Source organism: Ruegeria sp. ABV4_181 (assembly GCF_056158465.1).
The window spans coordinates 670651-684198 of sequence record NZ_JBSWTI010000002.1 but is presented as its reverse complement, the minus strand read 5'-3'; the positions used below and the strand labels follow the sequence as shown (position 1 = coordinate 684198).

The 13548-nt window shown below is 62.8% G+C and carries 11 protein-coding genes; 8 read left to right on the top strand and 3 right to left on the bottom strand.

The annotated features are described in order from the left end of the window. Genes tsaE through trxA form a run of 6 tightly spaced genes read left to right on the top strand, consistent with a single transcriptional unit; the run spans position 1 to position 8815 of the window. The gene (tsaE, locus tag ACXAC3_RS03395) at positions 1-474 is read left to right on the top strand and encodes a tRNA (adenosine(37)-N6)-threonylcarbamoyltransferase complex ATPase subunit type 1 TsaE (RefSeq protein ID WP_475156356.1); all 474 of its coding nucleotides are present in this window, start codon (positions 1-3) and stop codon (positions 472-474) included. After that, entirely contained in the window at positions 471-1475 is a 1005-nt protein-coding gene (locus tag ACXAC3_RS03390; RefSeq protein WP_475156354.1) for an aminoglycoside phosphotransferase family protein, read from the top strand. Before tsaE ends, ACXAC3_RS03390 begins: the two co-directional genes overlap by 4 nt. Next, the gene (locus ACXAC3_RS03385; RefSeq protein ID WP_475156350.1) at positions 1472-2158 is read left to right on the top strand and encodes a nucleotidyltransferase family protein; all 687 of its coding nucleotides are present in this window, start codon (positions 1472-1474) and stop codon (positions 2156-2158) included. The genes ACXAC3_RS03390 and ACXAC3_RS03385 overlap by 4 nt, the downstream gene beginning before the upstream one ends. Continuing rightward, a complete protein-coding gene (gene addB, locus ACXAC3_RS03380) occupies positions 2151-5078 on the top strand; it encodes a double-strand break repair protein AddB (protein ID WP_475156343.1) in 2928 nt (975 codons plus the stop codon). Before ACXAC3_RS03385 ends, addB begins: the two co-directional genes overlap by 8 nt. After that, positions 5075-8434 carry a double-strand break repair helicase AddA gene (gene addA, locus ACXAC3_RS03375; RefSeq protein ID WP_475156337.1) on the top strand — a complete coding sequence of 1120 codons (3360 nt, stop codon included), beginning with the start codon at positions 5075-5077 and terminating at the stop codon, positions 8432-8434. Before addB ends, addA begins: the two co-directional genes overlap by 4 nt. Positions 8435-8494: 60 nt before the next feature. Continuing rightward, on the top strand, positions 8495-8815 hold the full coding sequence (trxA, locus tag ACXAC3_RS03370) for a thioredoxin (protein ID WP_170760960.1): 321 nt from the start codon (positions 8495-8497) through the stop codon (positions 8813-8815). A 54-nt stretch (positions 8816-8869) separates the two neighbouring features. Here trxA and ACXAC3_RS03365 read toward each other — a convergent pair whose 3' ends face one another. Together ACXAC3_RS03365 and ACXAC3_RS03360 are read right to left on the bottom strand one after the other, a co-directional pair. Further along, the gene (locus ACXAC3_RS03365) at positions 8870-9619 is read right to left on the bottom strand and encodes an FkbM family methyltransferase (protein ID WP_475156330.1); all 750 of its coding nucleotides are present in this window, start codon (positions 9617-9619) and stop codon (positions 8870-8872) included. 179 nt (positions 9620-9798) lie between these two features. Next, on the bottom strand, positions 9799-9993 hold the full coding sequence (locus ACXAC3_RS03360; protein ID WP_475156328.1) for a DUF1127 domain-containing protein: 195 nt from the start codon (positions 9991-9993) through the stop codon (positions 9799-9801). A 196-nt stretch (positions 9994-10189) separates the two neighbouring features. On the opposite strand from ACXAC3_RS03360, the gene hslV reads away from it, so the two are divergent. After that, a complete protein-coding gene (gene hslV, locus ACXAC3_RS03355) occupies positions 10190-10747 on the top strand; it encodes an ATP-dependent protease subunit HslV (RefSeq protein WP_475156323.1) in 558 nt (185 codons plus the stop codon). Here hslV and ACXAC3_RS03350 read toward each other — a convergent pair. Beyond that, on the bottom strand, positions 10739-11980 hold the full coding sequence (locus ACXAC3_RS03350; protein WP_475156318.1) for an MFS transporter: 1242 nt from the start codon (positions 11978-11980) through the stop codon (positions 10739-10741). The two genes, hslV and ACXAC3_RS03350, sit on opposite strands and share 9 nt — an antisense overlap. A gap of 190 nt (positions 11981-12170) precedes the next feature. On the opposite strand from ACXAC3_RS03350, the gene hslU reads away from it, so the two are divergent. After that, complete coding sequence (hslU, locus tag ACXAC3_RS03345; RefSeq protein WP_475156314.1) at positions 12171-13478, top strand: ATP-dependent protease ATPase subunit HslU; 1308 nt, start codon at positions 12171-12173, stop codon at positions 13476-13478. Positions 13479-13548 lie beyond the last annotated feature (70 nt).

Sequence of the window (13548 nt, the reverse complement as noted above, 5' to 3'; positions counted from 1 at the left end):
ATGACGTTGCACGCCCTTTCGCTTATTCTCAAATCGCCGGAAGACACCGCCGCGCTGGCCGCGCGGCTTGGCGCGCGTTTGCGCCCCGGCGACATCGTGCTGCTTGAGGGCGAGATCGGCAGCGGCAAGACTCATTTCGCGCGCAGTCTGATTCAGTCGCTGATGACGGTGCCCGAAGATGTCCCCTCGCCCACATTCACTTTGGTGCAGGCTTATGACACGACCGGCGGCGAAATCTGGCACTGCGACCTCTATCGTCTGAGCGCCGAGGAAGAGGTCGAGGAACTGGGCCTGACCGAAGCCTTTGACGCTGCAATATGCCTGATCGAATGGCCGGGCAAACTGGGGTCGCTGACACCTGACACGGCCCTTAACCTCAACTTTGAAACAGATCCGGATGCGATGGAAACACGCCACCTGACCCTCAGCTGGTCCGATCCGAAATGGCCCCGGAAACTGGAGGCGGCCGCATGACCAACCGGGCCGTGCTGGCCGAAGCGCTGATTGCGCAAACCCTGTGGTCCGGCGCGTCCCGCGCGCCGCTGGCCGGGGATGCCTCGAACCGCCGTTATGAACGTCTGACCGATCCGGACACAGGCCGCACGGCCATCCTGATGGATTCCCCTCCGGGCAAGGCGGAACCCGTCGAAGCCTTTGTGCGCATGGCTGAATACCTGCGCTCGGTCGGGCTGAGCGCGCCTGAGATCTATGCCGAAGATACGCAATACGGCTTCTTGCTGCTTGAGGATCTGGGCGATGACCTGTTCGCCCGCGTTCTGGAACGGCACCCGCAGATGGAGCGTGAGCTTTACGAAGCCGCCACCGATGTGCTGATCGAACTCTACCGGGCGCCGACCCTGTCGCTGCAATCCTATGGCCCGGCCCTGATGACCGAACTGTCCGCGCTGGCCTTTACCAAATACGCGCAGGGTGTTCTGGGCCAGCACGATAGCGACGCGTGCGAGCGGTTCGAACATCGGTTTTCGGACATTTTGCATCAGGAAACCTCGGGCATCAAAGTGGTGATCCAGCGCGACTACCATGCGGAAAACATGATCTGGCTGCCCGGACGTACCGGCGTCAAACGGGTCGGGTTGCTGGATTTCCAGACCGCCATGCTGGGGCACCCGGCCTATGACCTTGTGTCGATGCTGCAGGATGTCCGCCGCGACGTATCGCCGGGAACGGAAATGCGGATGGTCAATCAGTATATCGCCGCGACCGGCATCAATGACCATGATTTCCGCACGGCCTACGCGGTTCTGGGCGTACAGCGAAACCTGAGGATTCTGGGCGTCTTCGCTCGTCTGGCGACGGATTTCGGCAAACCCGGCTACGTCGATCTGATCCCCGCCACCTGGGCCCACTTGATGCGCGATCTGGAGCATTCCGCGCTGGTTTCGGTCGCCGATCTGGTACGCGAGGCCCTGCCCGAACCGACGCCGGAAAACCTCGACAGGCTCAGACGGACATGACCCGAAACCCCGACGCCATCATGCTGTTCGCCGCCGGGTTCGGCACCCGCATGGGCGCGCTGACCCGGGATCGGCCCAAGCCGCTGATCGAGGTTGCGGGCCGGCCCCTGATCGACCACGCGCTGGATCTGGTGGACGGGGTGCGCCCTGCCCGCGTGGTCGCCAATCTGCACTATCGGCCCGAAGCTCTGGCGGCGCATCTCGCGCCCAGGGGCGTACTCGTGTCGCGGGAAGAGCCCGAGATTCTGGAAACCGGCGGCGGGCTGCGGGCAGCTATGCCGCTGCTGGGGCCCGGGCCTGTCTTTACCCTGAACACGGACGCGATCTGGTCCGGGCCGAACCCGTTGCAGATGCTGGCCCGGGCCTGGGACCCGGACCGGATGGACGCACTGTTGATGTGTGTTCCGGTGGCCCGGACCATCGGACATACGGGGGCCGGCGATTTCACCGCAGACGCAGACGGCCGGATCACCCGCGGCCCCGGCCTGATCTATGGTGGCGCGCAGATCACGAAGACCGAGGGGCTGATGGCGTTTACCGAAACCGCGTTCTCGCTGAACCTGTTATGGGACCGGATGCAAAAGAGCGGTCGCCTTTTCGCGCTGACCTATCCCGGCCGCTGGTGCGATGTCGGACGCCCCGAAGGCATTGCTCTGGCCGAAGGGCTGATCGCCGATGTTTGAGCCCGGCCCCGTGCCCCGCATCTTTGCGGTTCCGCCCGGCGCGGATTTCCCCAAGGCGCTGGTCGAAGGGTTGATGGCCCGCAGCGCGGACCACCCGCCCGAGGCGCTGGCCCGGGTTCAACTGGTCGTCAACACCCGCCGCATGGCTCGCAGGGTGCGCGAGCTTTTCGATCAGGGCCCGGCCTGTCTGTTGCCACGCCTGTCGCTGGTGACCGATCTGGGCGAGAGCGTCGATCTGGCACAGGTCCCACCCGCCATCCCTCCGCTGCGGCGCCGGTTGGAACTGACGCAGCTGATTGCCAAGCTGCTGGAGCAACAGCCCGATCTGGCCGCGCGCGCCTCCCTGTTTGACCTGTCCGACAGTCTGGCTGCCCTGATGGACGAAATGCAGGGCGAAGGCGTCCGGCCGGACGCCATCCGAAACCTGGATGTAAGCGACATGTCCGGCCACTGGGCCCGCGCGCAGGCTTTCATCGGGATCGCCGATCACTTTATCGACGCAGGCCCCGACGCGCTGGATGCACAGGCGCGGCAAAGGCGGGTTGTGGAAAACCTGATCGCGCGCTGGCAGATCACGCCGCCGCAGCACACCGTCCTACTGGCCGGGTCCACCGGTTCGCGCGGGACCACCCTGATGCTGATGCAGGCGGTGGCCCGTCTGCCGCAGGGGGCGCTGATCCTGCCGGGGTTCGACTTTGACCAGCCCGACCATGTCTGGGACAGGCTGGATGAGGCGCTGACCTCGGAAGATCACCCGCAATACCGGTTCCGCAAGCTGTTGACGCAACTTGGGATGCAACCGGGTCAGGTCGCGCGCTGGACCGACGATCTGCCCCCCTCGCCCGCGCGCAACCGGCTGATTTCACTGGCTTTACGCCCCGCGCCGATCACCGATGCCTGGATGTCCGAAGGTCCGCGTCTAACCGATCTGGACGCAGCCACGCAGGCCCTTACATTGGTCGAGGCGCAATCCCCCCGCGCCGAAGCGCTGGCCATTGCGCTGCGCCTGCGACAAGCGGCCGAAACCGGGCAGACCGCTGCCCTGATCACGCCAGACCGGATGCTGACCCGTCAGGTCAGCGCCGCGCTGGATCGGTGGAATATCCTGCCTGATGACAGCGCTGGTCTGCCGTTACATTTGTCGCCGCCCGGCCGGTTTCTGCGTCACGTGGCCGGGCTGTTTGCGCGGCGGCTGGATTCCGAAGCACTGCTGACCCTTCTCAAACATCCGCTCTGCCATGACGGGGGCGACCGGGGCGCGCATCTGCTGCACACACGTGATCTGGAGCTGGATTTGCGGCGTCACGGGCCACCCTTCCCCGACAGTGTCAGCCTGACCGCCTGCGCCATCCGCAAAGAGATGCCGGACGGCTGGATTCAATGGCTGATCCGCCACTTTTGCGATCAGCAGGTTTCGGGCGAACAACCGTTGTCCAACTGGGTGGTGCGGCTGCGCGAATTGGCTCAGGCGATCTCGGCGGGCAGCACCGGTGAAACCGGGACGCTCTGGGATAAGAATGCAGGCCAGAAAGCGCTGGCGGTACTGACCGCGCTTGAGGTTGAGGCCCGGCATGGCGGCCCGATGACCGCCCATGATTTCGCGGATCTTCTGGGTGCGCTTCTGGCGGGGGAAGAGGTCCGCGACCGGGACGCGCCGCATCCGCATATCATGATCTGGGGAACGCTCGAAGCCCGGGTGCAGGGGGCTGATCTGCTGATTTTGGGCGGGTTGAACGAAGGTTCCTGGCCCGAAGCCGCCGCGCCGGACCCGTGGCTGAACCGACAAATGCGAGACAAGGCCGGGCTGTTGCTGCCGGAACGCCGGATCGGCCTGTCCGCGCATGACTTTCAGCAGGCCGTTGGCGCGCCCGAAGTCTGGCTGACCCGCGCCACCCGCTCGGATGACGCGGAAACCGTGCCGTCGCGCTGGCTGAACCGTCTGACCAACTTGCTGCAGGGCTTGCCGGAGCAGGGCGGCCCCGTGGCGTTGTCCGGTATGCGGTCGCGCGGGCAGCAATGGTTGCGCTGGTCCGAGGAACTGGAGGCCGCGCCGCGCATCGACCCGGCCCCGCGCCCGTCTCCGCGGCCACCGGTCGCCGCGCGCCCACGTCGCCTGAGCGTCACCGAGATCAAGCGGCTGATCCGCGACCCATACGCGATCTACGCCAAGCATGTGCTGCGTCTGAAACCCCTTGATCCGTTGGTGCAGGCGCCGGATGCCCTGTTGCGCGGCATCGTCATTCACGAAATTCTAGAACATTTCGTTAAGGACAGCGTGCTGGATACCGCCTTGCTGACCCGTGAAAATTTCCTGAAACGGGCCGAATTGCTGTTGGACCAGCACGTGGCCTGGCCCACCGCCCGCAAATTGTGGCTGGCCCGGCTGGAGCGGATCGCAGATGATTTCCTGAGCGCCGAGACCGCGCGGCGGGGTGACGGCGGGCCGGTGGCCTTTGAGGCGGCCATGAAACTGGTGCTGGCCCCGCTGGATTTCACCATCGCGGGCCGGGCCGACCGGATTGATCGCAACAGCCGTGGCGCGCTGCGGATCGTGGATTACAAAACCGGGACACCGCCCACCGAAAGCCAGCAGGCCAAATTCGACAAACAGCTTTTGATCGAGGCGGCGATGGCCGAGCAGGGCGGGATCGAAGGGATGGACCCTTCGGCCGTAGCCGAGGCCGTGTTCATTGGTATGGGCGGCACCTATAAAGAGGTGCCCGCGCCCCTGACGAAAGAGCCGCCCGACAAGGTACTGGCTGAGTTGAAACAACTGATTTCGGCCTATTTAGAGCCTGATCAGGGCTTCACTGCCCGCCGGATGCTGCACAAGGACAGTGACGTGGGCGACTATGATCATCTGGCCCGGTTCGGTGAATGGGACCGCACCGATGACACCAGCCCCGAGGATCTGACATGAGCCCCCGCAACGATGCGACCGAGCGGCAGGTGCAGGCCGCGCGCCCGGATGCCTCGACCTGGCTGGCGGCCAATGCGGGATCGGGCAAGACACGGGTTCTGACCGACCGGGTGGCGCGACTGCTGCTGGGCGGGGTGCAGCCACAGCACATCCTCTGCCTGACCTATACCAAGGCTGCAGCCAGCGAGATGCAGAACCGGTTGTTCAAGCGGCTGGGTCAGTGGGCCATGCTGGGCGACGAACCCCTGCTGGAGCAGCTCACCGATCTTGGTGTGCAGGGCCTCATCGACACGGATCGTCTGGCCAAGGCCCGCACCCTGTTTGCCCGCGCCATCGAAACGCCGGGCGGGTTGAAGATCCAGACGATCCACTCCTTCTGCTCCTCGCTTTTGCGCCGCTTCCCGCTGGAGGCGGGGGTCAGCCCGCAGTTTTCCGAGATGGAAGATCGCGCCGCTGCCCTGCTGCGAGAGGAAATTGTCGAGGATTTTGCTGAAGGCCCACAGGCCGCGCTGATCGAAGATGTTGCGCGGTTTGTCACCGATACCGGGTTCGACAAGTTGACCGCGGCGATCACGCAGAAACGCGGCCTCTTTGCGGACCCTCTGGATTGGTCCGATCTGCTGCGTCGTTTCGATCTGCCTGACAGGTTTGACGAAGATACGCTTTTGGGTCGCGTGTTTTTGGGTGGTGAAGTTGACCTGATCCGCTCGATCCGTCCCGCATTGGCCGAAAGCGGCGGGAACAACGCCAAGGCAGCCGAGAAACTCGCGGCGTTTTCCGGGGCACGGATCAGCGTATTGCCCGTGTTGGAAAGTGTTTTTCTGACCGGAAAATCCGCCAAAGAACCCTTTACCGCCAAGATCAACAGCTTTCCGACCAAAGCGCTACGCGAAGGTGCTCTGGCCGGTCAGATGCTGCAGCTTGAGGCGTTCATGCTGCGCGTCGAGGCCGCGCGCGAGCGGCGTTTGGCGCTGGTTGCCGCCCGTAAGGCGCATGTCCTGCATCGTTTTGCCGCCGCCTTCCTGCCGGAATATGAACGGCGCAAGCAGTTGCGCGGCTGGCTGGATTTCGACGACCTGATCCTGCGCGCCCGGCAGGTGCTGAACGACCCGGCCGTGGCGGAATGGGTGCTGTATCGGCTCGACGGCGGCATCGACCACATTCTGGTGGACGAAGCGCAGGACACCAGCCCGGACCAATGGGATGTGGTCGAAAAGCTGGCGCAGGAATTCACCAGCGGGGAAGGCGCCCGGTCCGGGGTGGAACGCACCATCTTTGTCGTCGGCGACAAGAAGCAGTCGATCTATTCCTTTCAGGGTGCCGACCCGCAGGCCTTTGACCGGATGCAGGCCGAGTTTGGTCGGAAACTGACGGAATCAGGCTCTAAACTGTGGGATTCGACGTTGGAATACTCGTTCCGATCCTCCAGCGCGATCCTGTCTCTGGTCGATATTCTGTTCGAAAACCGCGCGGATGCCGGGTTTCACAAGGACAGTTTGCACCGCGCATTCAAGGCTGATCTGCCCGGTCGGGTCGATCTATGGCCGGTGGTGGAAAAGGTCGAGGATGACGATGACGGCGACTGGACTGACCCGGTGGACCGACCCGGCGCGCGGCACCACACTGTCATTCTGGCCGAGCAGGTGGCCCAGTCGATCAAGGACATGATCGACAACGGTGAAACGATCCCCGAGGATGGTGAAACACCCGGCACTTTCGTGCGCCGTCAGGTGCAGCCGGGGGATTTTCTGATCCTCGTGCAGCGCCGGTCGGACCTGTTTGCCGAGATCATCCGCGCCTGCAAGGCACAGGGCCTGCCCATCGCCGGAGCGGACCGGCTGAAGGTGGGGGCGGAACTGGCCGTCAAGGATCTGGCCGCGCTGCTGAGCTTTCTGGCCACGCCCGAGGACAGCCTGTCGCTGGCCACCGTGCTGAAATCACCCTTGTTTGGCTGGACCGAACAGCAATTGTTCGATCTGGCGCATCGGCGGCAGGAACAATTCCTGTGGGCCGCGCTGCGCCAGCGGGCTGAGGAATTTCCTGAAACGCTGGACATCCTCAACGATCTGCGCGGCCAGATCGACTTTTTGCGCCCTTATGACCTGATCGAGCGCATCCTGACCCGCCATGACGGGCGACGCAAACTGCTGGGCCGTCTGGGGGCCGAGGCCGAGGACGGGATCAACGCGCTGCTGTCTCAGGCGCTGGCGTATGAGCGTACCGATATCCCCAGCCTGACCGGGTTTCTGGTCTGGATGCAGACCGACGATCTGGAGATCAAGCGCCAGATGAGCGGTGTCGGCAACATGATCCGGGTGATGACGGTGCATGGCTCCAAAGGGCTGGAAGCCCCGATTGTAATTCTGCCGGACACCGGGAAGAGGCAAGCACCCCGCGATGCCGAGATCATGGTGGGCGAGGGCACGCCGCTGTGGAAAGTGCCGGCGGATGCGTCTCCGGCCCTGATCGCCAAAGCCCGGGCCGAGGCACGCGCGCGGGAAGAGAACGAGCGGCTTCGGCTGTTATATGTGGCTCTGACTCGGGCCGAAAAGTGGTTGATCGTCGGCGCGGCCGGAGATGTCGGCAAGGATGGCACCAGCTGGTATCAGATGGTCGAGGCGGCGGTGGGGCGGGCAGGGGCCACGCGGTTGCCGGGCTCGGACACCCTGCGGCTGGCGCATGGCGACTGGGACGCGTTGCCGCTTGTCGAACAGGCGTCCGATGTGGTGGAGGGGATCGACCTGCCGGATCACTTCCGGTCCCCTGTAACCACGCCCGAACCCGCGCCGGACACGCTCAGCCCGTCTGATCTGGGTGGGGCCAAGGCCCTGCCGGGCGACACCGGGCAGGATGAAGAGGCCGCAAAACTGCGCGGCACACGGCTGCATCTGTTGCTGGAACATCTGCCCGGCGTCGCGCCTGATTTCTGGCCCGAGCTTTGCGCCCGGGTTCTGCCCGGTATGCAGGACGCGGAACGGCAGGAGTTGTTGCACGAGGCGCAGGGGGTTCTGACGGCCCCCCATTTGCAATCGGTTTTTGCCCCGGACACGCTGGCCGAGGTTCCGGTGACCGCTGTGCTGAACGGGCGGCGTTTGCACGGTGTGATCGACCGGCTTGTCGTGACCGACACCGAAGTCCAGGTGATTGATTTCAAATCGAATACCACGGTGCCGGACGACCCGGCCCGCTGCCCCGAAGGGCTGTTGCGGCAGATGGGTGCCTATGCCGCGGCTCTGGCGCAGATCTATCCGGGTCGCGGGATTCGCACCGCGATCCTGTGGACCCGCACGGCGGACCTGATGTGGCTGCCACACGATCTTGTGACGGATGCACTGGCCAGGGCCCAGATATCTTGACCTTGGAATGTCCCGACCCTACGTTCTGATCCCAAGTTTACCCCATTCAGGAGACAGAAGATGTCGACCGTAGCCGTTACCGACGAAACCTTTGACGCCGAAGTCAAGAATTCCGACATCCCCGTGGTTGTCGATTTCTGGGCCGAATGGTGCGGGCCCTGTAAGCAGATCGGTCCGGCCCTGGAAGAGCTGGCCAACGAATATGGTGGCAAGGTGAAAATCGCCAAGGTCGATGTTGATAGCAACCCGAATGCCGCTGCCGCAATGGGCGTGCGCGGTATCCCGGCGCTGTTCATCTTCAAGGACGGTCAGGTCGTTTCGAACCGAGCAGGTGCCGCGCCCAAGGCCGCGCTGCAAAGCTGGATCGACGAGTCGATCTGATCCCGACGAATTCCGAGGAACGGGCATCGCCATGCGGTGCCCGTTTTTCGTTGGTCAATCCGCGTCGGGCGCAGGGCCGATCCATTCCCTTGGCAATGACAGGGCCGGCCCGTTCGGCCGGTGGCGCCGGTCCAAGGGATGCGGCAGATCCACCACCGGCACGGCCTGTTTCACCCGGTCCCGCCGCACGAAAGTGGCCTCGATCACGCGCGGGAATGTCTCGTCATCGATCTCGACCGTGCCGGACGCGTTGTTGGGGTGAAGATGGGCGCAGACATGTCCGTCCTTCAGGGCGGTCAGGGCAGGGTGCGCGCGCCGGAACGCGCCAGGTTTGATCAGGATCGAAGGAATCCGGTGAAGCTCCAGCACGATGATGCGAAACCGGGCCAGCAGATCGGCCGGCAAGGTGGACAGAACACCGTATTCGGCACCCTCGATGTCCATCTGCAGGATCAGATCCCCGTCAGGCGGGGCGCATTGCGCCATCCAGTCCGCCAGCGACATGACATCCTCGCCCGTCTTTGCGGCCAGGTGCTTTTTGATAAAAACTGCGTTCGGGACGTTCAGTTGCGGTTCATCGACCGAGCCATCGGCCATGAAAGACGGAATCCCGTGTTTTGCCAGATCCATCTCGAAACTGGATTGCCGCGACACACCCGGCGAGAAACAGGCGGCGATGCCGTCCAGATCGTTGGGCAGCAGATAGCCGCCATCGCCGAAATCCCCGACCCGGATCAGCCTGTGCCCCAGATCGTGAGGTCTGACCACTTCGGCAAAAAAGGCCCGCCGGGCGGCGTTCGTCATGTCTGGGTCCGGGTTCGGTGGCATCGACACTCCGCTGAGGCTGAAGTCTGCAGGTCACCTTGTCTTGTCACGCCATGATTGCGCTTTCAAGCAGTGGCCGGGCGCGCATGGGTCACAGGAAAAAGAAAAGCCGCCCCAAATACGTGGGCGGCTTGCAAATTCTTCAAGATCGGGGCCGATCAGACGTTGTTGATATCCGCGCGGCACAGGCCGATATCGTCGAGCTGAGCGTCGCTCAGGTCCGCCAGGATGTTCCGAGTCTTACGGGCTTCGTTCCATGCGACAGCTTTTTCATAAGTGCCGATAAACGCGTCCACTACATGCAGGATGGTAGCTGCTCCGAGCGGCGCATGGATGTTTGCGGTGGTTGCCATTTGCGCATTCCTTTTAACTGAAACAGCCGACCCTTCGTCGGTTGTGAGCCTCATGTATGATGTTCCTCCGAGTCCTACAATTGCTGGTTCAACAGCCCCGATTTGCATTTTGTGCATATCTTTTGGGCAGTTTTGCAACGGGTTGCGCCCATCGCCCGCCCGGCCCATATAGGGCGCTGTGATAGCGGAGGTTCTCATGGCAGACAGCGATTTTCCCGGTTGGCACGGCACAACGATCATTGGCGTCAAGAAAGGCGGCCATGTGGTGATTGCCGGGGACGGGCAGGTCAGCCTGGGCCAGACCGTGATCAAGGGTACCGCGCGCAAAGTACGCCGCCTGTCGCCCGGCGGGTTCGAGATCGTCGCGGGGTTCGCCGGTTCCACGGCCGATGCCTTTACCCTGCTGGAACGGCTGGAGGCCAAGCTTGAGGCGACGCCCGGCCAACTGGCCCGCGCCTCGGTCGAGCTGGCCAAGGACTGGCGTACCGACAAATACCTGCAAAAGCTCGAAGCGATGCTGATCGTCACCGACGGCAAGGACCTGTTCGTAATCACCGGGGCAGGCGACGTGCTGGAGCCGGAACACAATGTGGCCGCCATCGGATCGGGCGGCAATTTCGCCCTGGCCGCGGCGCGCGCGATGATGGATGGCGACAAAACGGCGGAACAGGTGGCGCGTGAGGCGATGGCGATTGCCGCCGATATCTGCGTCTATACCAACGGCAATCTGACAGTGGAAACGATCTCAGGCTAACAGGGCTTTGATCTCTTTCCCTTTCCAGCGCATGTGCATCCCGATCAGACCCATCAGCGCCGTCGCGATCACGATGTAATAGGGCAGGCGGATGTCAAAGCTCATCAATCCGCCGCCGATCAGCGACATGACCCCGCCCGCCAGACAGAAGACTGCGGTGGTCACACCCATGACCCAACCCTGATCGGATTCGGCAACGGCCGAGGAAAACAGGCCCAGCAAGGTCGGGTATGAAACGCCGAAGAAGAAGTAGAAGAAGAAGACCGGCACATAGCTCAACACCCCGCTGGGGCTGAACGCAAAGCCGAAACCGCAGATCACCATCACCACCAGCGAGGTATAGATGATCTGGTGCTTGCTGAACCTTTCCTGCGCGGGTTTCACCAGGAAGGTGCTTGAGAATGCCAGCGCGAAGCCAATCACCACCATCGCCATGCTGCCCCCGATGACACCATAGCCCCACGCGCTGGTCAGGAAGTTGTCGACGAACACATAGAAAGTGACATTGGCGATCATGAACAGCGCATAGACTGGCAGGATTTTCAGAACCATCGGGTGTTCCCGTACAGCAATCAGGCTGTCGGTCACGTCGCGCGGGCGAAACACGAAGGCCGTGCGCTCGGTGCGGGTGTCCTTGAAGAAGGTCACCACCAGGAAAATGGCGATCATCACCAGTACAAACGCGCCATAAAATGGGGTTTTCAGCGTGGCGTAGCTGCCCAGCAGGGTCGCGTCGGACAAGACCGCGCCGATGATCGGCCCGCCCACCAGACCAAAGCTTACGCCGGTGATGATATATCCCATGTTCCGATCGCGATCCGCCGCATCGGTGCTGCCATCAATCATCGCCGCCTGTGCGATGGGCTGGTTCCCGGCCGTAAATCCGGTGATCGAACGGCCTATGATCAGCAACAGCAGGCTGTTCATATAGAGCGCCGCAATGGTCAGCGCATAGCCCGCCAGCGCTCCGCTCAGACAGACCAACAGCGCGTTTTTGCGCCCGATCGAGTCCGAGACCTTGGACACATAGACCACCCCCAGAAACCAGGACAGAAAGAAACAGCCGATCACCAGCCCGTAATACAGATGGCGGCGTCCAATGGGCGTGTTTTCGGGCAGAAACCCGGATTTCGTCTCCATGATCAAAGAGTTGATGATGGGAAAGACCAGCCCCTGACCAATCAGATCCACAAACACCACAAACAGCAGGGTGATCTTGGCAATTTTCGACATTTCGCGCTCCCGACCCTCAACGTCTTGATATCACTGTATCAGAGGGTGCCGGTTTCACCTATGGAAAGCATTTGCAAACCGGATGCGGCATTGCTAACCAGCGCAGCCAATGAGAGAGGTTTGGTTGTTTTCACCTGCGCGGTGATTACCTAATCCGCATCTGACCCCTGCCGACCGAAAGGACTGCCCTGTGACCGACCTGACCCCGCGCGAGATCGTCTCGGAACTGGATCGCTTTATCATCGGGCAGAAGGACGCCAAGCGCGCCGTCGCCGTGGCGTTGCGCAATCGCTGGCGGCGCAAGCAGCTGGCTGATGACATCCGGGACGAGGTCTATCCGAAGAACATCCTGATGATCGGCCCCACCGGTGTCGGCAAGACCGAGATCAGCCGCCGTCTGGCCAAGCTGGCCCGCGCGCCGTTCATCAAGGTTGAGGCGACCAAGTTCACCGAGGTCGGCTATGTCGGCCGCGACGTCGAACAGATCGTGCGCGATCTGGCCGATGCGGCGATCATCCAGACCCGCGAATACATGCGCGAAGACGTCAAGGCCAAGGCCCATCAGGCAGCCGAGGACCGGGTGGTCGAAGCCATCGCCGGCACCGACGCCCGCGAAGGCACGCGTGAGATGTTCCGCAACAAGTTGAAGGCCGGTGAACTGGACGACACCGTGATCGAGCTGGAGCTGTCCGACACCTCGAACCCGATGCCGATGTTCGACATTCCGGGCCAGCCCGGCAGCCAGATGGGGATGATGAATCTGGGTGATATCTTCGGCAAGGCCTTTGGCGGACGCACGGTGAAACGCAAAATGACCGTCGCCGAAAGCTATGATGCGCTGATCGGGGAAGAGGCGGACAAGCTGTTGGACGACGAAACCGTCAGCCGCGTGGCGCTGGAGTCGGTCGAACAGAACGGCATCGTTTTCCTGGATGAGATCGACAAGGTCTGCGCCCGTCAGGAAGCGCGCGGCGGCGATGTCAGCCGTGAAGGGGTGCAGCGCGACCTGCTGCCTCTGATCGAAGGTACAACCGTATCCACCAAGCACGGCCCGGTGAAAACCGACCACATCCTGTTCATCGCATCCGGCGCGTTCCACATCGCCAAGCCGTCGGACCTGTTGCCCGAGCTTCAGGGCCGCCTGCCGATCCGCGTGGAACTGCGCGCCCTGACCGAAGAGGACTTCGTGCGCATCCTGACCGAAACGGACAATGCGCTGACCCGCCAGTATACCGCGCTGATGGAAACCGAAGAGGTCACCGTCGGTTTCACCGAAGATGGTATCGCCGCTCTGGCCCGCATTGCCGCAGACGTCAATCAAAGCGTGGAAAACATCGGTGCCCGCCGCCTTTACACGGTGATGGAGCGGGTGTTCGAGGATCTGTCCTTTGCCGCACCCGACAAGGCCGGAACCGAAATCACGGTCGATGCGCAGTTCGTGAATGACAATCTGGGTGAGCTGACCAAATCCACCGACCTCAGCCGTTACGTTTTGTAACATGGCCAGCCGGTTCTTGCCGGCGGCTACTCAAGGCACCGCTGGACCTGAGGCCAGAATTCGATAGCGT

Excerpts from the sequence above, each read along its gene's own strand:
- tsaE (WP_475156356.1), top strand. The coding sequence starts at position 1 with ATGACGTTGCACGCCCTTTCGCTTATTCTCAAATCGCCGGAAGACACC.
- ACXAC3_RS03390 (WP_475156354.1), top strand. The coding sequence starts at position 471 with ATGACCAACCGGGCCGTGCTGGCCGAAGCGCTGATTGCGCAAACCCTG.
- ACXAC3_RS03385 (WP_475156350.1), top strand. The coding sequence starts at position 1,472 with ATGACCCGAAACCCCGACGCCATCATGCTGTTCGCCGCCGGGTTCGGC.
- addB (WP_475156343.1), top strand. The coding sequence starts at position 2,151 with ATGTTTGAGCCCGGCCCCGTGCCCCGCATCTTTGCGGTTCCGCCCGGC.
- addA (WP_475156337.1), top strand. The coding sequence starts at position 5,075 with ATGAGCCCCCGCAACGATGCGACCGAGCGGCAGGTGCAGGCCGCGCGC.
- trxA (WP_170760960.1), top strand. The coding sequence starts at position 8,495 with ATGTCGACCGTAGCCGTTACCGACGAAACCTTTGACGCCGAAGTCAAG.
- ACXAC3_RS03365 (WP_475156330.1), bottom strand. The coding sequence starts at position 9,619 with ATGACGAACGCCGCCCGGCGGGCCTTTTTTGCCGAAGTGGTCAGACCT.
- ACXAC3_RS03360 (WP_475156328.1), bottom strand. The coding sequence starts at position 9,993 with ATGGCAACCACCGCAAACATCCATGCGCCGCTCGGAGCAGCTACCATC.
- hslV (WP_475156323.1), top strand. The coding sequence starts at position 10,190 with ATGGCAGACAGCGATTTTCCCGGTTGGCACGGCACAACGATCATTGGC.
- ACXAC3_RS03350 (WP_475156318.1), bottom strand. The coding sequence starts at position 11,980 with ATGTCGAAAATTGCCAAGATCACCCTGCTGTTTGTGGTGTTTGTGGAT.